This window comes from Parafannyhessea sp. LCP19S3_B1, assembly GCF_052121955.1.
In the GTDB taxonomy this organism is placed as follows: Bacteria; Actinomycetota; Coriobacteriia; order Coriobacteriales; family Atopobiaceae; genus Parafannyhessea.
Genome location: NZ_JBQKDH010000002.1, coordinates 16,206 through 37,296, shown reverse-complemented (window position 1 = coordinate 37,296; position 21,091 = coordinate 16,206). Strand labels below are relative to the sequence as shown.

At 65.8% G+C, this 21,091-nt stretch carries 16 protein-coding genes and 1 riboswitch; of the genes, 5 read left to right on the top strand and 11 right to left on the bottom strand.

All coding sequences use genetic code 11. From position 1 onward, the window contains the following. Nucleotides 1-75: 75 nt before the first annotated feature. The 10 genes from ACTQWE_RS01060 to ACTQWE_RS01015 form a co-directional block, all read right to left on the bottom strand. Complete coding sequence (locus ACTQWE_RS01060; protein WP_441856102.1) at nt 76-1,050, bottom strand: flavodoxin family protein; 975 nt, start codon at nt 1,048-1,050, stop codon at nt 76-78. Nucleotides 1,051-1,237: 187 nt separating this feature from the next. After that, the gene (locus ACTQWE_RS01055) at nt 1,238-2,602 is read right to left on the bottom strand and encodes a PucR family transcriptional regulator (protein WP_441856103.1); all 1,365 of its coding nucleotides are present in this window, start codon (nt 2,600-2,602) and stop codon (nt 1,238-1,240) included. Nucleotides 2,603-2,727: 125 nt separating this feature from the next. Beyond that, entirely contained in the window at nt 2,728-3,933 is a 1,206-nt protein-coding gene (locus ACTQWE_RS01050) for an MFS transporter (RefSeq protein ID WP_441856105.1), read from the bottom strand. 79 nt (nt 3,934-4,012) lie between these two features. Next, a complete protein-coding gene (gene buk, locus ACTQWE_RS01045; protein WP_441856107.1) occupies nt 4,013-5,131 on the bottom strand; it encodes a butyrate kinase in 1,119 nt (372 codons plus the stop codon). A 2-nt stretch (nt 5,132-5,133) separates the two neighbouring features. Further along, nucleotides 5,134-6,141 carry a phosphate acyltransferase gene (locus tag ACTQWE_RS01040; protein WP_441856109.1) on the bottom strand — a complete coding sequence of 336 codons (1,008 nt, stop codon included), beginning with the start codon at nt 6,139-6,141 and terminating at the stop codon, nt 5,134-5,136. A 174-nt stretch (nt 6,142-6,315) separates the two neighbouring features. Further along, the gene (locus tag ACTQWE_RS01035) at nt 6,316-6,555 is read right to left on the bottom strand and encodes an acyl carrier protein (RefSeq protein WP_170104364.1); all 240 of its coding nucleotides are present in this window, start codon (nt 6,553-6,555) and stop codon (nt 6,316-6,318) included. A 53-nt stretch (nt 6,556-6,608) separates the two neighbouring features. Beyond that, entirely contained in the window at nt 6,609-7,076 is a 468-nt protein-coding gene (locus ACTQWE_RS01030; RefSeq protein WP_441856111.1) for a Zn-ribbon domain-containing OB-fold protein, read from the bottom strand. A gap of 34 nt (nt 7,077-7,110) precedes the next feature. Next, the gene (locus ACTQWE_RS01025; protein WP_441856113.1) at nt 7,111-8,397 is read right to left on the bottom strand and encodes a thiolase family protein; all 1,287 of its coding nucleotides are present in this window, start codon (nt 8,395-8,397) and stop codon (nt 7,111-7,113) included. Nucleotides 8,398-9,525: 1,128 nt separating this feature from the next. Beyond that, nucleotides 9,526-10,122: a TetR/AcrR family transcriptional regulator gene (locus ACTQWE_RS01020; RefSeq protein ID WP_170104361.1), complete on the bottom strand. Its 597-nt coding sequence runs from the start codon at nt 10,120-10,122 to the stop codon at nt 9,526-9,528. Between the two features lie 177 nt (nt 10,123-10,299). Further along, nucleotides 10,300-13,023, bottom strand: a complete 2,724-nt coding sequence (locus tag ACTQWE_RS01015) for a phosphoenolpyruvate carboxylase (protein ID WP_441856143.1) — start codon at nt 13,021-13,023, stop codon at nt 10,300-10,302. A 513-nt stretch (nt 13,024-13,536) separates the two neighbouring features. Between ACTQWE_RS01015 and ACTQWE_RS01010 the strand changes: the two genes are divergently transcribed. The 5 genes from ACTQWE_RS01010 (at nt 13,537) to ACTQWE_RS00990 (ending at nt 19,604) form a co-directional block, all read left to right on the top strand. Continuing rightward, the gene (locus ACTQWE_RS01010) at nt 13,537-14,994 is read left to right on the top strand and encodes a lipopolysaccharide biosynthesis protein (protein WP_441856114.1); all 1,458 of its coding nucleotides are present in this window, start codon (nt 13,537-13,539) and stop codon (nt 14,992-14,994) included. Between the two features lie 166 nt (nt 14,995-15,160). Continuing rightward, nucleotides 15,161-15,520: a GntR family transcriptional regulator gene (locus ACTQWE_RS01005; protein WP_170104446.1), complete on the top strand. Its 360-nt coding sequence runs from the start codon at nt 15,161-15,163 to the stop codon at nt 15,518-15,520. Continuing rightward, nucleotides 15,517-16,404 (top strand): ATP-binding cassette domain-containing protein, encoded by an 888-nt coding sequence (locus ACTQWE_RS01000; RefSeq protein WP_170104360.1) that lies wholly within the window; start codon nt 15,517-15,519, stop codon nt 16,402-16,404. The genes ACTQWE_RS01005 and ACTQWE_RS01000 overlap by 4 nt, the downstream gene beginning before the upstream one ends. Next, nucleotides 16,394-18,175, top strand: coding sequence for a hypothetical protein (locus ACTQWE_RS00995; protein WP_441921197.1), 1,782 nt, complete (start codon nt 16,394-16,396; stop codon nt 18,173-18,175). The genes ACTQWE_RS01000 and ACTQWE_RS00995 overlap by 11 nt, the downstream gene beginning before the upstream one ends. Nucleotides 18,176-18,214: 39 nt before the next feature. After that, nucleotides 18,215-18,289: riboswitch (Fluoride riboswitch) on the top strand. Nucleotides 18,290-18,374: 85 nt separating this feature from the next. After that, on the top strand, nt 18,375-19,604 hold the full coding sequence (locus ACTQWE_RS00990; protein WP_304212437.1) for a chloride channel protein: 1,230 nt from the start codon (nt 18,375-18,377) through the stop codon (nt 19,602-19,604). A gap of 62 nt (nt 19,605-19,666) precedes the next feature. Here ACTQWE_RS00990 and ACTQWE_RS00985 read toward each other — a convergent pair whose 3' ends face one another. Further along, the gene (locus ACTQWE_RS00985) at nt 19,667-20,932 is read right to left on the bottom strand and encodes a CapA family protein (protein ID WP_441921196.1); all 1,266 of its coding nucleotides are present in this window, start codon (nt 20,930-20,932) and stop codon (nt 19,667-19,669) included. Between the last annotated feature and the right edge of the window lie 159 nt (nt 20,933-21,091).

Here is a 21,091-nt window from a genome sequence, read left to right as displayed (position 1 = left end):
TTGTGCACCAGTGCAAGTGCCGAGAAGGACCGCCGCCCTTCTCGGCACGCCGTGCCACGCGCCGCGTCGCCCGGGCTACACCGTGGGGAACTCCATCTTGCAGTAGCGCTTGTACTCGTCCTGGATGGAGTCGCGCTTCTGCATGAACTCGATGCGGGTCTTGATGATCTCGTTCAGGTGCTCGGCGCGCGCCTTGTCGTCGTTGCGGTCGCGGATGAGGCCGTTCTCGGCGATCTTCAGGCGGGGCTTGCCGTTCTCGTCGGTTACCAGGTCGCCGCCGGCGCCGCACACCGCGCACTCCCACGGGAACTCGACGCCGTCCCAGTGCGGGTCGCCGGGGTACACCAGGCTGGAGTGGCAGTTCGGGCACACGCCGTCGTCCGCATCGCCCAGCCACGTGCGCTCCTCCACCGGCGTCTCCATGGCCTGCCACACGTTGTCGGCCATCTTGACCACGCGCTCCATCTGATCCGGGAACGTGAGGACGGAGCCGGGGCGCGCGGAGCGCGTTATCATGTAGCGGTCCACGACCGTGAGCGACATGGTGAACATCGTGGCCTGCAGGCTCTCGAGCGTGAGGGTCTGCCAGTCGTGCTTCGAGCCGCCCACCGCGATGAGGCCCGCCACCGTGTGCGGGTTCTCCTTCACCACGCCGATGGACAGCAGGAAGCTGAGCTCGTACGCCAGGAAGCGCTGCGCAAAGCGGGTGTACAGCGAGCTGGGCTGCAGGTCGTAGCTCGGCACCGCGATGATTACGCCGTTGCAGGTGTGCATCTCGGCCACGAGCCTGTCCACGTCGTCCTTGTCCTTCAGGACGCAGCCCTTGTACTCCTTCGTGGGGTCCTGCGCGATGGCGCCCATCTGCATGGTGCAGCCCTCGCAGCCCGTGCACGGCAGGATGTTGTAGTCGAAGAGGTTCACCAGCTCGACGTCCGCGCCCTTCTCCTGCAGGCGGGCGAGCGCCGCCTTCAGCGCTATCTCGCCGTTGCCGTTGTGCATGCCCGCGCAGATGCCCATGACCTTGTGCTTGCGTGCGGTCTCTTCTGCCATAGCTCGCTCCTCTCAACAGGCGCCCCTTGCGCCTTTCGTCGAGAAAATCATCGGGCTCTGGCCGACGCGGCGCCATCTGCGCGCACACAAGCCTGGGCCGCAGGCACGGCGGGGCTTTGTGTGCGCGCACAATGCCAATCCCCCACGGCGTGCGGCGCGCACAACGGCCACGGGCGGCGCGGCGCTCCTACGCGCGCGGGTGCTCGCGCAGCTGCTCGCGGGTATGGCGAAAGCGCGGGCAGAACAGCCCCAGGTACATCAGGACGCGAAACCCCACCTGCAGCTGGAACACGTCCTCCCCGCTGGACAGGTCGCAGCCCAGGATCTTGCGGATGGTGCCCAGGCGGTACAGCAGCGTGTTCTTGTGCAGGCTCAGCTGCTCGGAGGCCCGCGCGGTGGACTGGCCGTTCTGCAGGTAGCCAAACAGCGTGTTCATGAGGTCCGAGTCGTGGGTGCGGTCGTGCTCCATGAGCGCCACCAGCGTGGGCGGGCAGATGTCCAGCAGGTCGTCCGTCTGGTTCGTGCGCTCCAGCAGCTTCACGTAGCTCAGGTAGTCGTAGCGCATGATGCGCCCCACCTCGAGCGCGTTCGACACCGTCTGCCCGTAGCGTATGGCGTCGTGCGCCTGCTCGTAGCTGCTGTGCACGCCCGTGAGCGAGTCGAACCGGTTCGAGATGCCAAGCAGGAGGTCGTTCAGCTCGGCCACGTCGCGCATGCGCCCAAGCTCGAAGTCCGTCACGTCCTTCCCCTCACCCTTGCAGACCAGCATCACAAGCTGGTTCTTGTGCAGGGTGTACAGGCCGTGCGCCAGGAGCGGCTGCAGCTGGCCCGCGACGTTCTGCATGTTCCCCACCTGCGCGAAGGGGTTCCTGGGCACGGAGACCACCACGCGCATGCGCGCGGACGGCCTGAAGTTGATGGCGGCGGCGCGACGCTCCAGCGAGGTGGCGTCCGGATGGTCGTTCTCCAGGAGCGACGCCAGGAAGTACGACCCCATCTGCCCGCGCGTGCTCAGGTACACGGGGTTCTTCTGCAGCTCCTGCGCCACGATCCCCACCAGCAGGTCGAAGCACCCCTCGTCCTCGGGCGTGATGGCGCGGCCGCGCTCCACCAGCATCACGTGGGCTATGCAGATGCCGTGCACCATGGCCGCGCCCACCAGGGTGTTCGCCTGAAGCCGGTCGTTGAAGTGCACGCACGGGCACACGCGCTGCGCAAGGCGCTCGTCCAGCCCGCGCTCGTGGATGTAGGCGATGCCCTCCTCGCTCACGAAGCCGCTGCGCAGCTCGTCCCGCATCACGCGGGCGAACTCCGAGTCGTCGTCCGGCGCCACGTCCATCTTGCGCGCCACGTAGCGATAGTTCGCGTCGATCACGGCGACGGGGTTTCCCAGCACCCGCGCGGCCACGTCCACGATGTGCTGGAGCCCCATGTCCGAGAAGAGCGCCCTGACTATGAGCTTGCCGGCATCCTCCTGCCACCACTCATCCTCCAGCCGAAGGGCCTCGCTCTTCTCGCCCGCGTCCTCGTGCGCCGGCATGCGCTCGTTCATCCGTGGCCTCCGTTCGCAAACGTGCGCCGGCGAGAGGGGCGGGGCTCCCCGCACCCTCCCGCCGGGCGTGTACTACAACAACATACCAGCTGCGACAGGCGCGTCGCGCCGCATCGGTTCGCCTGCTACCTTGTGGCGTCTTCGCGTGCGACAGCCCGAGCGGCCTCCTCCGCCTCCTGGGCGGGCGTCAGCTTGGCGTAGTGAATCATGCCGAACACCACCAGCGCCACGATGATTACGATGCCCAGGACGAACTTCTGGCCTATCTGCGCACCGAACGGTGCCGTGGCCGCCTCGAAGAACAAGGGTGACAACGCCATGCCGAAGTTGGTCCCGGCCATGCCGATGGCGAGGTTGAACGCACGTCCCTCGTTCGCGCTGTTGCCAGCCGCGAAGTTGCCCTGCAGCGGCACGTACGTCTCCTTGCCGAGCGAGGTGACGAAGCCTGCGGCGCACAGTACGCCAAGCGACGGAGCCACGAGCGTGAGCGCGAGACCGACGATCGTCACGCACCAGGCAAGCGGCATCGCGCGGTTCTTGAAGCGCTTGAACAGCGGCCCCACCAGAAGCCCCGCGAAGATGCCCGCCACGGTCATGATGGTGGACGCCATGGCGCTCTCGCCCGTTCCGCCAAAGCCGCGCTCGGACACGATCAGTGACACGTTGGTCGAGAAGAGCTGGAAGCACAGCACGAAGACGAAGCTGATCAGCGTGATGAGCGCGACCTCCTTGGGCATGTTCTTGAAGACGTTGCTCTTGCGCTTTGGCTCAAGGTGACCCATGGGGAGGCAAATCGCCTCGATGATGATGAACGGCAGCTCAGCGGCATAGGCGGCGTAGGCCATGTACCACTCGTGCGCGCCAAGGATGCCAGAGAGCGTGGTCCAGAGGATGCCGCCCAGCGCGACGAACGTGGAGTACACGCCCATGATGCTGCCGCGCTGCTGGCCCTCGAAGTAGTCGGCGATCAGGGCATCCGTCCCGTTCTGGATGCCGCCGATGCCGATTCCGATGAACACGGAGGCCACAAGCACCTGCCACAGCTCCGCATGGAACGCCACGACGGAGAGACCCGCGACCATAATCAGCACGTGGCACGCGAGCGCGGTGTGGCGCTTCTGCACGCGCGTCGCGAGCACGGACGACACGAACATGGCCGAGAGCGCCATGCACAGCGGAATGATGCCGATACACATCTGGACCGCCGCGATGTTGGCATCTGGAAAGCTCCTCGCGATAGAGGACAGGATGGGCACGGGAACGAGCATCCCCATGATGCACATCGCGGCGGAGTATATGCCTACGATGTACTTGACCTGAGTCTTGTTCATGATTCACACCTTTCTTCGCATCGCACGGACGAGAGGCGTGCGACCCCGCCCTCGTCCTGATACCGCTGGCAGCGATTACCTAGTCGTCGAAGCCCTGGAACACGGGGACGCCCGTGTAGACCTTGGCCTGCTCCTGGCCGGACAGCACGCGGCGGGCGCCCGCGGCCATGGCCTCGAGCTCGAACTCGCCGGGGTAGGCCGTGACGGGCGCGACCCAGCCGCACGTCTCCCTCACGTGGTCCACGAGCTCGGCGCTGTGGGCCATGCCGCCGCCGAGCAGGATGCCGTCCACGTGGCCGCCGAGGACGCCCGCCATGGCGCAGATGCACTTGGTGAGCTGGTAGAGCATCGCGTCCCACGCGCGCGCGGCCGCGGCGTCCCCCGCCTTCGCGCGGGCCGTGACCTCGCGCGCGTCGGAGGTCCCCAGCAGGTCCACGAAGCCGCCCGTCTTCATGCACAGGCGGCGGACCTCCGCCGTGGTGTGGCCGGCCTCGAGGTAGTCGAGCACCTCCGCCACGGGAAGGGCCCCGCAGCGGGTGGGGGCCATCATGCCCTCGCCGCCGACGATGTCGAAGCCGTCGACCATGCGGCCCAGGTGGTGCGCGCTCACGGAGATGCCGCCGCCCACGTGGCAGACCACGAGGTCGAGGTCCTCGTAGCGACGCCCCATCGACGCCGCGTGGCGGATGGCCGTCTCCTTCAGGTTCAGCGCGTGCAGGTGCACGTGGCGGTAGACGCCCCTCACGCCCGTGACGCGGGCGAGGTCGCAGAGCTCGTCGGTGTCGGGCGGGTTCACCACGAACGCGGGCTTTCCGCACTCATGCGCCAGGGCCGCAGCGAGCTGCGGGCCGAGCTGCGCGGGATGCTGCACGCCGTTCGCGCCGCGGCGGGCGTGGTCCAGCAGGACGTCGTTCACCTCGTACGTGCCGCCCTCGACGGGCATGAGCCCGCCGCCGCGGCCGACGAACGCGTCCATCGTCGCGGGGTCGATGCCCGCCTCGCCGAGCGCCGCCATGATGGTCTCGCGGCGGTACGGCAGCTGGTCGCTCACGCCCTCGAAGCCGGCGAGCGTCGCGGCGTCGTGGTCCACGGTCCTCTCCATGAGGGGGCGCTCGCCCTCGAACACGCCCACCTTCGTCGAGGTGGACCCGGGGTTGATCACGAGGATCCGGTAGTCCCTCTTCTCGTTGTCTGCCATGCCTAGTCCTCCTTCAGCGCCTGCGCGCGGACGCAGCTCATCACGACGTTCCCGACAAGCTCAGGAACGGGAGAAGAGCGCGAGCAGTCGCACACGATCTTCTTGAAGCCCTGGAGGAACGGGCCGTATGCGTTCGCGTGACCGAAGTTCTGCACGAGCTTGACCCCGATGTTGCCCACGTTGATGTCCGGCCAGACGATAACGTTCGCGCGGCCCGCGACCTCGGAGGGACGGTGCACCTTCTTTGCGGCGACGTCCGGACGGATGGCCGCGTCGAGCTGGAACTCGCCGTCGATCTTGAGCTCGGGCGCAAGCTCGTGGGCAGCCTTGACGGCGTCGCGCACCTTATCGACCATCTCGCCCTCGCCGGAGCCGTCGGTGGAGTAGCTCAGCATCGCGACGCGCGGCTCCCAGCCCGTGAGCGCGGCAACGGTGCGCGCGGAGGTGACGGCGATCTGCGCGAGCTTCTGCGAGTCCGGGTTCACGCACACGGCGGAGTCCGCGAACCCCAGCAGGTTGCCCTCGCTCCCCTGCCAGCCGGGGATGTCGAAGATGCCGGCGGAGCTCACCGTGGTGACGCCGTCCGCCAGGCCGATGATCTTCTGGCCGGCGAGGATGACGTCGCCCGTGGAGCAGTCGATGCCGCCGAAGCTCACGTCCACGTCCCCGATGCGCTGCATCATGAACGCGCGGTCCATGGCGCGTGCTGCGTGGCGGCGGACCCCCTTGGACTTGTACGGGCAGTTGGGAATGACCTCGAAGCGCTTCGAGAAGGACTCGTTGCCTTCCTCGTCGGCGATGTCCACGAGCTCGACCCCGGCGAGGTCGACGCCCACCTCCTTCGCCTTTGCGCGAACGGCCTCCGCGTCGCCGACGATGGCGCACCGTGCGAGGCCACCCTTCGTGAGCTCTGCTGCCACCTCCAGGATCTTTGGGTTCTCGCCCTCGTAGAACGCAACCCGCTGGGGGTTCTGCGCCGCCTTGCGGCGCACGTCATCCATAAGGCCCATGCCTTTTCTCCCCTCACTTCGGTAAGGGACGGGGCGACCGCGCGGGTCGCCCCGTCCCTGGGTCTGATCTCTCGTTGTCTGTCCGTGCGGGCGGGGTCATTCCCCGTGCGCGGGCCAAGGCGGACCCGCCGTCCGCGCGCGCATGGGCCGCGGACGGCCGTCCTTCTCGGCCGGCTACTCCTCGTACTCCTCCGCGACGCGGTCGACGAGCTCGCCGAAGGTCTTCATCTTCATGACCTCGTGGATCGTGACCTCGACGTCGAGCTCGTCCTCGATGAGGGAGGTGAGGGCGATCATCTTCATGGACTCCTTGCCCAGCTCGTCGAAGGTGGTGTCGGCGGTGATGTCGCCGTTGTACTGGTAGGCGGTCTTTGCGAACCCCGCAAGCTTGTCGAAGAGCTCCTTGTTGTCCATCGTGGTTCCTTTCCGTCAAACTCTTGTCTAGTTGCTTGTTTTATGACCGGGCGCTATGCCTCGACCTCGTCGAGCTCGAAGCAGAGCTCGCTCCACGTAACGGTCTCGTCAGAGCCTGGCTTGAGCGGCGTCACGCGCTCGATGGGCTTGGCGTGAACGCGAATCTGCTCGTGGTTCTTGTACAGGCGCTCCTGCAGCCCCTTCACGACCTTCTTCTTGCCGCAGAAGATCACGAACGTGTACTCCGGACCCTCGTCCAGCTTCACCTTGCCGTAGCCGTAGGGCTCGACGGCCTTGAGGTAGGGCTTGTCGTTCTGGATGCCCGGAATGGTGAAGGACTCGAGGGTGCCCTTGCCGCTGAGCTCGACCCACTCGGTGTCGGCGCAGCCGCAAGTGTTGCATCCCAGGTGGGGCGGGAACTCGATCGCGCCGCACTCCACGCACTTGCGGCCGTAGTACTTGCCCTGGGCGACGCCGTCGTAGAACTTCTTAACGATCGGCTCCATGTCTTCAAGAAGCATTGTCTGGTTCCTCCTCGTGGAAGTCTTCGTGACGTTACTCGTGCGTGCGCAGGATCTGGCAGCGGATGTTCTGGCCACCGCCGAAGCCGCGGAGGAACGTGGTCCTCGGGACCTTGGGCATCTGCGTCGCGCCCGCCTCGCCGCGCATCTGCTTGACGGCCTCGTAGATGTCCGCGACGCCCGACGCGCCGTGGGCGTGGCCAAAGTTGCAGCGTCCGCCGTGGGTGTTGATGGGCTTGTCGCCGTCGAAGCCGCAGCGGCCGTCGATTGCGTACTGCCAGGCCTCGCCGCGCGGGATGTAGCCGACCTCCTCGGCACTGACGATGTCGCCAGCCAGGAAGAAGTCGTTCACGAACAGCAGGTCGAGCTCGTCGGGCTTCACGCCGGTGCACTCGTACACCTGCTTGGCGCCGTCCTTCGTGCCGTTGTACTCGTTGTCCGGGGTCGCGCCCTCGTACGCGGCGGCACCGGTGCCAAGGACGTCGATGATCTTGTGGTCAAGCCCGCGGGCGACGGCCATGTCGGTGGGCATGACGACGAGCGCGGCGGCGCCGTCGCACTTGGTCTCGAAGCCGGTCACGCGCAGGTACTGGGTGACCTTGGGGTTGAACATGGAGGAGAGGAACTCGTCCGCGGTCTTCATGCCGTTCGCCTTCGCAGCGTCGTCGAAGTCGGACTCGTAGAACGCGAGCGGGTTGAGCACGGCGTTCCTGCGGAGGCTCTTGGACATGCCGTTGAGCGCCGCGTCGATCTGCTCGGCCGTGAGGTCGTACTCCCAGCGGTACTTGTTGATCCAGTTGTCGAAGCTGATGCCGAAGGCGGAATCCAGGGGACGGCCGTAGGCGCGGTCGTACACCATGGGGATGGAGGGAAGCATCTCCTCCAGCGGGAAGTCGCGGCGGTAGCAGCCGGGAGCGCCCACGACGGGAAGCGATGCCGCGAGGTCGACCGCACCGGAGAGCACGATGTCGTACGTTCCGCATGCGACGGCCTGGACGGCCTCCTGCAGGGCGACGTAGCCGGTGCAGCACGCCTCGGAGTGGTGGACGGAGCCGATGCCGCGGACGCCGAACCAATCTGCAACCTGCATGTTGGGCGTGAGGGAGTCGCCGATCATGAACGGGTTGGCCGCGCCATGGTAGAAGTACTGGATGTCGCGCGGCTGAAGGCCCGCGTCCTTGATGGCCTCGAGCGCGGCGTAGCCGAAGGCGTCGCCCTCGCTCATGCCCTTCGTCTCTGGGTGGTCCTCGAAGTTCTTGAACGGTGTGCAGCCCACACCAACGATGGAGACGCTGCGTGCCTGCTTGCCCAGCTTGACCATTAGCTCACGTCCTTTGCGCTTGCTGTCCTTCACCTGACAGCACGTATCGTATGGACGGCCCCTCGGGAGCTTAAGAACAACGGCGCAACATGCGTTTCAGTTTGCGAGACAAAACTGTAGAAATTTGTTTCTCTCTGCAGGTAGACGATTCAACACAATGCGGCTTTCCAGGCAGTCGATATAAAAAGAAGCATTTCTGAGCGGTAGGATATTCAAGGCGAGCGGTATGTTGCAAAACGAAGTGGCCACAGAGAGTCCCACCGGCCTCGCATGCGACCGACCTTGCCTTGACCATGCGGCCTCGCACGAACGGACGCCACGGGACGAGCCGCCGCAGCGGACCGAGGGAGCCACGGGACAACGGTCTTGCAAGCTCAAGGCAGGCGCGCGCGAAGCCATCTTGCCCCACGGGCACTCACCCGAGAGATGTTTGCGAGATTGTGCAAAGTCGCCCCCGGTGTGTACGGCGCCACTCCACTCGCGGGTACACACCCAAGCCCACCTTGCACGATTTCGCAAGGTCGCCCAAGGTGCGTACGGGGCGCCGCACACATGCGGGCCCAGTTTGCAGAGCACCGTAAACTCACCCACGGTGTGTTGCGAGAACCAGGCCCCAGTGTCAAGAAGTCTCAGGTGTGTTGCGCAAAATGAGAGAAACCCCCGGGTGTGAGACATGCCCTATTGATTCAATCAAACATAATCGCAGCTAGACGCTAAGCGATAATATTAATTAATTTATGCTCCCGGTACACACCTCGCGATTTTCGCCACAGGACGCCCTCTGGCGCAACACAACCGCCACGAGTTTGCACGATTTTGCAAGGTCGCCCCTGGTGTGTGCGGTGCGGCCTCTTCCGTAGGTACACACCGGCCGTGAGTTTGCGCCATCTTGCAAGGTCAGGCCGGGTGTGTGCGGCAGCGCCCCAGACGCGGATACACACCCGACCCCAGTTTGCATATGTTCGCAAGGTCGCCCAAGGTACGTGCAGCGCACCCTCACACGTTCTAGACACAGGCTCCAGGCATGTCAACGGGTGTCATCAGCCACAGTTGCACACGCGGCCCCGGGCCCAAACGTGGACTTGATCGCAAGTCAGATGGAGCTCGAGCCCGCCAGCCAAAGCTGGCCTAGTCCCAGCCCTGCGGCGCTTTCGGGGTCTGGCGTACGCTCTCCTCGGAAAGGAAGAACGGGGCATAGTAGAGCCTGTTCAGTACGGCCGCGATCTTCTGCGGCTCGATCTCGGGATGCACCTCGAGCCAGTACTGGATGAGGTTGTTGTGACCCGCAATCACAAAGGACAGATACAGGTCTCGCGTAACGGGGTCCCCTCCAATCGAGGCTATCCTGTCACGAAAGTAGTCATGCATGAAAATGGTCGCCTTGTGCACGAACGAGGGGTCGCCATGCGGACCGTTCAGCGCCACGACCTTGTCGCGGTTTCCCCGCAGCAGCTCCATGCGACTCACCATCGAGATCGTGGGGTCAAGCTCGGAAATACCAAACCGTGCCTTGAGCGCCATGTTGTTTATGCGCCGCATGTTCTGCAGAAGCTCGCTCTCGAAGCGCTTCACGACGTCGTCCACGGAGTCAAAGTGCCGGTAGAACGTAGACCGCGAGACCTTGGCCAGCCTAATGACGTCTGCCACCCGGATGTCGGGAATGTCGGTCGTCTCCATCAGCTTGAAGACCGCCGCCTCAATCTTTTCGTCGATGTCGTCTGGCATGCTCACCCCTCTCGCTCCACCCTAGGATATTGCAATATCGGACGAGCGTCCGCAAGATCCCACCCAACGAGGCGCTAGACCCCGCGGGCGCGCCCAAAGCAAAGGCCCGCCGCGGTCGATTCCGCGACGGGCCTCGTGCATGTCAGGCCAACGTGCGCCACCGTGCGCGCACGAGCATCACCCCGTGTTCTGCAGGCCGGCGGAGACTCCGGACACGGTGCAGAGGATGAGGTAGATCAGGCGCTCCTTCTCGTCCGCGGTGAGCACCTGGCCACGCAGCCTCATGCGCGCAAGCGACATGACCTGCGCGATGGACAGCGCGTTCACGTACGGCAGGCGCATTCGGATGACGGGGCCAAGCACGCGACGGTGCTGCAGCGGCCAGTCGTCGCCGACGATCGCGAGCACCCACTTGCGCGTCAGGCGCATCTCGTCCAGGACCTTCTGACTCAGGTCGTCGCGGTCTCCCAGCGACAGGTACAGCTTGCCGATGCGCTCGTCCGTCTTCGACAGCGACATCTCGATGTTGTCGATGAACGTCGAGAAGAGCGGCCATTCGCGGTAGGCGCTCTGCAGTCGCTCCAGGTTGTTGAACTTCTCGCACGCCGTGCCCAGGCCGTACCAGGCGGCCAGGTTGATGCGCGCCTGCGACCACGAGAAGATCCACGGGATGGTGCGCAGGTCGTCCAGGGACTTCGCGCCCAGGCCACGCTTCGCGGGACGGCTGCCGATGGGCATGAGGCCGACCTCGGTGAGCGGCGTGACGGTGCTGAACCACTCCGCGAAGCCGTCCGTGTTCAGCAGGTCGAGGTAGCGGTCGCGGCTCGCCTCGCTCAGCGCCTCCGAGACGTCCTCGTACTCCTTGGTCGACTCCGTGTTGGTGAGCTCGGTCGAGGGCGCGCTCTGCAGCAGCGTTGCGCCGGCGACCTCCTCGATGTGGCGACGGGCCAGCGTCTGGTTGCCGTAGCGCGCGAAGATGACCTCGCCCTGCTCGGTGAGCTTGAAGCGGCAGTTCACGGAGCCCTTGGGCTGCGCCAGGACCGCACGGTTGGCCGGGCCGCCGCCGCGGCCGACGGCGCCGCCACGGCCGTGCATCAGCGTGAGGTCGATGTCGTTCTCGTTTGCCCACTTCGCGATGGCCGCCTGCGCCTTGTGCAGCACGAACGTCGCGGTGGTCGGGCCCTCGTCCTTAGAGGAGTCGGAGTAGCCCAGCATGACCTCCATCTTGCGGCCGGTCTGGGACAGGCGGCGCTGGACGTCGGGGAGCTCAAGCATCTGGTTCAGGGTGTCGACGGCGTTCTCGAGGTCCTCCACCTGCTCGAACAGGGGGATGACGTCGAGCACGGGAACGTCCTCCTGGTGCGCGAAGGCAAGGCGGGCGAGCTCGTACACGTCGGCCACGTTCTGGGCGCTCTTCGTGAAGCTGATGATGTAGCGGCGCGCGGCCTTCACGCCGTTGCGGCGCTGGATCGAGCCGATGGCGCGGAAGGTGTCAAGCACCTCCTTGGTCATGGGCGCCAGCTCGCCGCGCTCGCCCCAGCGGCCGTGCTCGCGAATGTCCTCGAGCGCGCGGCTGTGCACGAGCGAGTGCTGACGGAACTCCATCTCGACCAGGTGGAAGCCAAAGGTCTCGGCCTGCCAGATGACCTTCTGGACCGGGCCGTACGCCGTGCGGACGGCGCCGGCCTTCGCGAGGGACGCCTGGACGGTCTTGAGGTCGCGGATGTAGTCCTCCGCCGTCTGGTACATGATGTCGGCCGTGCGCTGGATCGTCGCGTCCAGGCGGTTGGAGATCACGATCATGGCGGCGCGGTGCAGCTCGGACGCGGACACGCGCAGCGCGGAGGCAGACAGCGCCTCGCTCATCTCCACTTGGTGGCTCCAGAGGTTCATGAGCTCCTTCGACGGCTTCGTGGTGCGCGCGTCGAGCGTGAGGTTGCGGCCCACCCATGCGGTGCGGTCACGCAGCGCCTCCAGCACGTGGACGCGGTACTTCTCGGACACCTCGCGGCTCACCTTCGCGGTGACGTTGGGGTTGCCGTCGCGGTCCGATCCGATCCAGCTGCCGGGGTGGAAGAACGCGGGGCACACGGGCGGCACGGTGCCGGCCTTTTCCCCCAGCTCCCAGTCGTCGAAGCGGCGGTACACGTCGGGCACGGTGTCAAACAGCGTGTTGTCGAAGATCGAGATGACCGTGTCGGCCTCCTGGACCGGCGTCGGCTTCTTGATGGCGATGGGGCTGGTGCGCAGCAGGGCCTCGATCTCCTGCAGCATGCGGCGCTCGTTCTCCGCGCGCTCGGTCGGCCCCAGGAACGGGCGCTGCTCCAGCAGGTCCGCGATGCGGCGAATCTTGCCCTCGGTCGCCTTGCGGCGCGCCTCGGTGGGGTGGGCGGTGAACACGGGATGGAACTCCAGGCGCTCCAGCAGCGCGTGGGCCTTCGCGCGGCCGCACTCGTCAACCAGCCTGTCGTAGGCAACGGTGATCTCGTTCACGGGATCCTCGCGGGACTGCGTGTCCACGCTGGCCTCGCGGGCGCGCAGCGCGTGCACGCGGTAGTTCTCCTCGCAGATGTTCGCAAGGTGGAAGTAGGCGGTCAGCGCGCGCACGATCAGGGTCTCGTCCTCGAGGGACATCTCGTCGATGGTGCTCACGCAGTCGTCGAACGCGTCCTTGCCCTCCTGGCCGTCGTCGCCCTCGGTCTCGCTGCGCGTCGCGATCAGCGAGTCGTGCAGGATGTGGTCGAACTCGTCGCGCAGGCTCGGGTCGTACTCCTTCAGCACCTTGCGCACCAGACGCAGGAACAGCGTCATGTTCGCCCTGATGGAATCGGGAACGTCCACGCCGGTGAGCATCGTGGCCGCCTGCGCGAGCTCGGCCGCCTCCTCCGCCGTCGGGTAGATGGTGGGGCGATCCTCGCGCTTGAAGTTAAGAAGCTCCTCGATCGTCTTGGGGTTCTTCAGGGCAAAGTCCTCGGCCGCGCTCTTGAGGTCGGCGCCCTTCTCCCCCGCGCAGCCGGCCGCCTGGCCGCCTGCACCCGTGACTTCTGACACTGCGTTCCTCCTCTGCCGTCCGACGATAGTCGCCAACGCATTAGCTCGCAGGAATATTGCAAGTACACATTACCGCGGCGAGGCCCGCGCCACCACTTTGGCACGCGCGCGAAACTCAATATTCACCTATCGGGCGAGAAATACGCGACACCCAAGGCAGAGACCGCGCCTCTGGCCGAATTCTGGACAACATGGGCGGCCCTTCTCGCTAGTTCAGCCACTATCGCATGACGCGCGGCCGCGCCCCGCAACCGCTATGCTTGTGTCACGCGGACAGGCGCGGGCGCACGGGCAAGAAGATCGCACGCCCCAGGCCGATGCCCGCCGCCAACAGCAGCCCACCACCACACGAAGGTGCCACCCATGACCAACCCCATCCGCAACCTCAGACGCCCCGCCCCGCAGCCGGCCGACCAGCCGGACGGCGTCTCCACCCGCCTCCGCGACGCACGTGCGCGCGCGGCCGCCCCCTCTCAGGCGAAGGCAGGCTCGCAGGAGCCAGGGTTCCTTCGCCGCGTGGTCGACCACTGGTGGGACCGTCTCATCGGCGCCGTGTACTCGGGCTCGCTCTCGAGCCAGACCGCGCGCTACGCGGCACACGACTCGCGGCTCGACTACGTCATGAACTCCATCGGCATGGGCGTCTGGGGCGCGCTCTTCCCCATCCTCACCATCGTGGCGTCGCGCCTGGCCGGCGCGGAGCAGGCCGGCATGTTCTCCATGGCGTTCGTGATCGCGAACCTGCTCATCTTCATCGGCAACTACGGCGTGCGCACCTACCAGGTGTCCGACATCGACGAGACCGAGTCGTTTCTGGCCTACCAGATCCACCGCGTGATCGCATGCGTGCTCATGATCCTTGCCGGATGGCTGTTCTGCCTGGTCAGGGGCTATGCGGGAGAAATGCTCACCATCTGCTGGGGAACGTTTGCCTTCAGGGTGATAGACGCGTTCGCGGACGTGTACGAGGGCAGGCTGCAGCAGATGGACAAGCTGTACCTTGCGGGCGTGTCGCAGGCGGTGCGCTGCGTCGCCGGCGTGGTGGTCTTTGCCGTGGTGCTGTTTGTGACGCGCTCCATCCCCGTGGCGTCCATCGCGCTCGCCGTGGTCGCGCTGGCGTCGCTCGTCGTCGTCACCATACCGCTCGCCCTGTTCGAGACGCCAAAGTCTCGCGGCTGGGAGCTGCAGGAGGTGAAGGAGATCTTCCAGGAGTGCTTCCCGGCGTTTCTCGCCCAGTTCATCTTCACGCTGGTGGAGTCCATCCCCAAGTTCGTGATGGAGGGCACGCTCGCCTACCAGAGCCAGCTGTACTTCAACGCGATCTACTTCCCCGCGCAGAGCATCCTCATGGTGATCGGTCTGGTGTACAAGCCGCAGCTCGTGCGCCTGGCAAACATCTGGTCGGATCCCAGCCGCCGCAGGCGCTTCGACCTCATCATCGTGGCGGTGCTGGCGCTCACCGCGCTTGTTACCGTGGTCTACCTGGGCTTCGCCGCGTGGATCGGCATCCCCATAACCAGCTTCCTCTATGGGCTCGACTTCGAGCCGTACCGCACGGCGCAGTACATGATGATCGTGGCCGGCGGCATGACCGCCGCCATCGACTTCCTGTACCAGATCGTGACGGTCCTTCGCCAGCAGGAGAAGGCCACCAGCGCCTACGGCATCGCACTCGCCGTGGTCACGGTCCTCTCCATCGTGCTCGTGCGCACGATGGGCTTCTATGGCGCCGTGTGGGCGTACCTGGTGGTCATGATCGTGCTGCTGGGCCTCATGGTCTTCCAGTACGTGCGCGTGCGCCTGAACCCCAAGGAGTTCTAGGAGCGCCGGGCGCGGCGCCCCCATCCCGCCTCCCACCGCCCACTTGGCCCCGTTCGCGGGCGAGAAGCGCATACTGTCTTAACTGTATTAGTTTCACTAGTACACTTAAGACGCAGAGACGCACGGCTACCTTTGGCATATGCCACGACGTCGGATCGGAGACGACGTGATCCAGGTCAACTACCAAGACTCTCGCCCCATCTACCAGCAGGTTCACGATGGCTTCAGGCGGCAGATCCTGGGGGGCGTGCTACGCCCTGGCGACCAGCTGCCCTCGGTCCGCGAGCTGTCAACAAGGCTTGCGGTGAACCCCAACACCGTGCAGCGGGCGTATCGCGAGCTGGAGCAAGAGGGCTGCGTCTACTCCGTTCGGGGCAAGGGTAGCTTCGTGGCGGACGCGTCGGACGCCGCTCGGGCGCACCAGGCGGAGCTCCTCGGGCGGTTCGACTCGCTCGTCCAGGAGCTGCAGGCTCTGGGCGTCACGCCCGAGCAGCTCCGCCAGAGACTTGAGGGAGGCACGACATGACGAACGCAATCGAGGTGCACGAGCTCCGCAAGGCATTTGGCGACGTCAGAGCGTTGGACGGCGCGAGCCTCACCGTGCCCGCAGGCTCCGTGTACGGCCTCGTGGGGCCAAATGCCTCTGGAAAGACGACGCTTTTGTCCATCGTGCGCGGTGTCGTACGCCCAACCTCGGGAGAGGCCCTCGTCTTTGGCAGGCCCCCGCTTGACGACCCCGCGGTCAAGGGCCGCATCGCCCTCGCGTCCGGAAACCCCTACTTCCTCAAGCCGGAAAGCGCGGACGGCATGGCACGGTTCTACCGCTCCGTGCTGCCGATCTTCGACGTGGACCGCTACCTGGAGCTCGCACCGCTCTTCGAGGTCGACCGCACCCGTCCGCTCAGGAAGCTCAGTCGCGGTGCCCGTGCGAAGGCCGCGCTCCTGCTCGCCCTCTCCTGCACCGCCGACCTGCTCCTGCTGGACGAGGCCATGGACCTCGTAGACCCCATCGCCCGCAAACGGATGTGGAGCGTCGTGCTGGACCAGGTCTCATCGCGAGGGCTCACCGTCGTCGCGGCCACCCACAACCTGCGCGAGCTGGAAGGCGTGTGCGACCACCTTGCGATTCTGGACAGGGGCGTCGTGCGGGACGAGGCTGATCTCAACGAGCCCGCATCAGATATCGTGAAGGTTCAGGTCATGCTGCCGGAGGGTGCCGAACTGCCCACAGGACTCGAGGTCGTCCACGCGAGACCCGAGGGAAGGCTGCTCACCCTCCTGGTGCGCGGCAATGCGGGCGGGGTGCGAGAAGAGCTAGACGCCGTCCACCCAACGTACCTCGATATCGTGCCGCTATCTCTTGAGGAAAGGTTCGTCTGCGAGCTTGGAGGCGATGATCATGAGGCTTAAGGACACGGGTACCATCCGCCGCACGCACGCATCATGCGGCCTTGGGCTCTTCGCGGACACGTGCCTGAGGATGCCACACGTCATGCTCGGGAGTCTGCTCGTCTACCTTGTACTTCTCGTTCCCTTGGCGCTGTCCGAAACGAAGCCTGACTCGATGGCCAACCTCGAGACCGCGCTCAGCGCCACCATACACCCACTCGTTCCCCTAACGGCGCTCCTCTCGTTCTACAGCGTCGCGACGGCCTTCTCGTGGACGTTCGACCGCCAGGCAACAGATCTCTACGGGGCGCTACCCGTACGCAGGAGGACCCAGTTCCTCGCGCTGCTGCTCTCTTCGGTCTCGGCTCCCCTTGTCGGCCTGTTGGTGGCATGGCTCGTTTCCTGCGCGATTCTTGGATTCGGCCCGAATGTCGCCCCGATGGTCCCTTGGCTGGGGGTGCAGCTTCTTCTCGTCGTCACGTTCAGCGGTCTTTCGGTGCTGTGCACGCAAGCCGCCGGACGCGCGGGGACTGCGTTCCTCTGCTTCATGATGGTAGGAATCTATGCCGAGGCCGTGCGCCAGCTGGGACATGCGCTCTACTTCTTGGTCGACCCTACCTTCGGGCTCTTTCTCCAGGGCGTGCACGCAAACGCAACCTGGCTGAGCCCACTTGCGCGCCTGCACCAGCTCTCCCTGCACATCACGGGCGCGGCTGAAAGCCAGGTTCCATGGATGTCGCAGCTTTGGCACGCCCTTGGTATGTACGCCCTTGCGAGCACGCTCTGCATGGGCGTTGCGGCGTGGCTGTTCGGACGGCGCGACCTCGAGCGCGCCGGAGACGGCTTCGTGTACTTGGCGGCACAGGAGCTGGTAGTCGCACTGCTCAGCCTTGCGATGGGGGCAGGCCTCGCATGCGTACTCTTCTTCATGGTGATAGGGGCGGCCAAATGGCAGCTCTCGGGCGTCCCGGCACCCCTAATCTGTCTGGTAACGACGGCGTTCACCGCACTCTCCTACGCAACGGTCACGGCGGTGGCGAAAAGGAGCGTGCGCTCGGTACGCGGACACATCCCCGTCCTTGCCGCAACGGCATCCATCGCGCTCGTCGCCAGCGTCGCGCTGGGTTGGGCAGGCACGAGCAATGCCTCGTACATCCCTCCCGCCAGCGAGATAAAGAGCGCGACCATGTCCGAACTCTCCATGCCAATCACCAGCAAGAGCGCCATCAAGTCCCTTCGCAACCTGCACGCAAAGCTCAATGAGGCCCGTACATCCTCATACGGCGCAACGTGGAAGGCCTACAGTTCCTTCGATATCGCATACCAGATGAAGGATGGATCGAGTGTCATCCGCAGCTACTCGTTGCCCTGCACCGAAGACGGAACCATTCTGGACACCGACGCAGCAATCGCGGTGCGCCGCTTCAAAGCCAAGGGCGCCCTCGATGCCAACCTGAGGCAAACCGTCTCCAGCATGCTCGCCGGTAAGGAAGAGGTATGGGTGTCCGTGGACTGCCAAGACTCCTCCAACAGCACCGATACGTCGTACAGGGTCTCGTCAGCCGATTACTCCAGCCTTCAGGAAAAGCTCGACGCCGATATCAACAAGAACGGTGCCGCTCGCATTACCTCGGTTCCGAATGAGTCCGCCCTGAGCCTCTCTATGAGCTACGCCTCTCCTTCCAAGGGAGACCTGACGATCACCATGGTCCTTAGTGAGAAAACTACCCCGTCGACCTTGGCATGGCTACGCGAGCGCTATGCAACCACGATGCCCGCTTTACGTGAATAGCCGCGTCTCACTCGCACGCCAGCGCCTTTTGCTCTACCATGTTCCGCGCGGAATGAGGTTCTCCGTGGGGCAGAAGCCCCAAACCGCCTTCGGGATGATGACCTCTGCCACTGTTACGGCGGCAGAGGTCTTTTCTTTTGCCGCGAGGACAAGGCCGCCCGAGCCCGGGCCGGACGGCCGCGACGGAAAGCGAACGTGCATGGAAGAGAGACTTCGCAGGGTTTGGCAAAGCTATGGGGGCGTTATCGTGCTGGGTGCCGTGGGTATCCCCATCGGTATTGCGGTGGGCGCCATAGACGCCGTGTTCGGCCGCGTGCTCATAGCGATTGGAGCTATCCGCGACGCGCACCCGTTCTGGTTCATACCGTTCCTTGCGGCGGCGGGCGCGCTTATTGCCTGGTCCTACCTGCGCTTTGGCAAGAACACCGGCCGTGGCATGAGCCTGGTGTTCGACGTGGGCCTCGGGCGCGAGAACGTGATACCGCTGCGCCTCATCCCGCTCATCATGGGCGGCACGTGGATCACGCACCTGTTTGGCGGCAGCGCCGGCCGAGAGGGCGTCGCCGTGCAGATCGGTGCGACGCTCTCGCACTGGATCGGCTCCAAGCTGCCGTTCAGGCACCCCGGCAACACCTTCCTTCTGGTGGGCATGGCCGCCGGCTTCGCGGGGCTGTTCCGCACGCCGCTCGCCGCGACGCTGTTTGCTCTCGAGGTGCTGGTGGCCGGCAGGCTGGAGCTGCAGGCACTCTTCCCCGCGCTCACGGCGTCCATCGCGGCAAGCGCCACGTCGGGCGCCCTTGGGCTCGAGAAGTTCGAGGTACCCCTGGCCGTGAGCACGACCTTGGATCCAAGGACGCTCGCCCTTCTCGCCGTGCTGGGTGTGTGCTTTGGCGTGGTGGGAGGCCTGTTTGCCTGGTGCCTGAAGTGGGGCAAGAAGATCGCCGCCGCGCGCATCGAGCATCCCGTCAAGCGCATCGCCATCATGGGCGCGGCGCTCTCCGTCGTGTTCCTGCTGCTGTGGCAGGGTCGCTACTCCGGGCTTGGCACCAACCTCATCTCCGCGAGCTTCGTGGACGGTGCCGCCGGCATCCGGCCGTGGGACTGGGCGCTCAAGTTCGCGCTCACGGTGCTCACGCTGTCCGCGGGGTTCCAGGGGGGCGAGGTCACGCCGCTCTTCTCCATCGGGGCGAGCCTCGGCGTGGTGCTGGGCGGCCTCACGGGCCTTCCCGTGCCGCTGGTGGCGGCGCTGGGATACGCCGCCGTGTTTGGCTCTGCCACGAACACGCTGCTTGCGCCCACGTTCATAGGCGCGGAGGTGTTTGGCTTTGCCTACCTGCCGCACTTCTTTGTGGTGTGCGCCGTGGCGTACCTGTTCAACATGGACAAGTCGATCTATGCGCTGCAGGAGGTTGGCTACCGCAGCAGGTAGCCTCCTTGTCCAAACCGGCGGGACGCACGTGGTGACGCCCCTGCGCCCCGGCGGGGGCGCGCCTAGCCAAGCTCTGCGGCAAGGCGGCTCGTGAGCGGGTCGTAGCCCTGTCCCAGCACGCAGGCGACGTAGCCCTGAGCCCACTGTGGCGTGCAGCCGGGGCTGCCCGACGTCGCCGCGAGGGCAGGCGTGTAGTCGCGGAGCATATACGTGGTCATGTCGTGCCCGTGGCCCTTGTGCGTGACGACGGGCTCGAACGCGTAGCGCACCACGCGACAGCCGCCGTCCGGGTCCTTGTGCAGCGTGACCTTGGCCATGCCGCCCACCATCGTGGGGTCGTCGCGCTGCGTGGACACGAAGTTCCCCACGGACCAGAAGCACACGCCCGTGCCGCCGCGGGCGGTTTGGAACGTCTCCACCGGGCCTATCACGTGCGGGTGCCCGCCCACAATCACGTCCGCCCCGCCGTCCGCAAGGAGCTGGGCCCACTGCCGCTGCGACGCGGTGGGTTCGCTCACGTACTCCGCGCCCCAGTGCGGGCACACCACCAGCATGTCCGCGTGCGCGCGGGCGTACGCCATGGCGTCCCGCACGTGCTCCTCCATAAGCATCGAGACGGCACCTTTAGGGTCCGCAAGCCCGTTGAGGCTGAACGTGAAGTTGAGCACCGCCACGCGGAAGCCGTCCTTCTCGTATATGTACACGCCGTTTGGCACGTCCGTCGCGGGCGCGTCCGGGTCGCGCATGCCCACGACGGCGACGCCGGGATGGCGCCGGTGCCAGAAGCTAAGCTCGCTCCCAATGGCGGGATACCCCACGTCCATCGCGTGGTTCGACGCCTTCAGCACCACGTTGAAGCCGGCCTTCGCCTCCGCGTCGCCCATCTGCTGCGGCCCGTTGAACTGCGGATAGCCCGAGAAGGGCGCGACGTCCCCGCCGAGGGGCGTCTCTTGGTTCAAGATCTTGAGGTCTGCACCGTCAAGATCACCCTTGACGTGCACAAACACGTGGTCGAAGTCGTAGCCGCCATCCGCCGTGGCGCCGCTTTGGTACACGCCCTCGTGCATGAGGACGTCCCCCACCATCACCAGGTCCACGTCCACGCCGGGCTCGGCCACGTACGGCCGGTCGCTCACCGTGCCCAGCGGCGCAAGCTCCGCCGCGGACGCGACGGCGGCCTTGCCCGGCGCACCCGGCGCGTGCAGCGCCATCGACGCGACGCCAAGCGCCGCCACAAGCACGATGGCGCAGGCCGCCTGCAGCAGCACGCTTGGGCAGCGCCTGGGCCCATGGCCCGCCCTCGTGCACGTGGCCTGCGTTTCTCGCATGCGCGCCCCCTGTGTCAGAAGTCTTTTCCACATGGTAGGCGAAGGGCGGCGCAGCGGAGCTCTCTTTCAGCTGTCTTTCGGGCGGCGGCGCAAACCGCATGTCACCTGAGGATTTGAGCCGACACCTTTGCCCTGTCTGCCGCGGCGCCATGCGGTCCG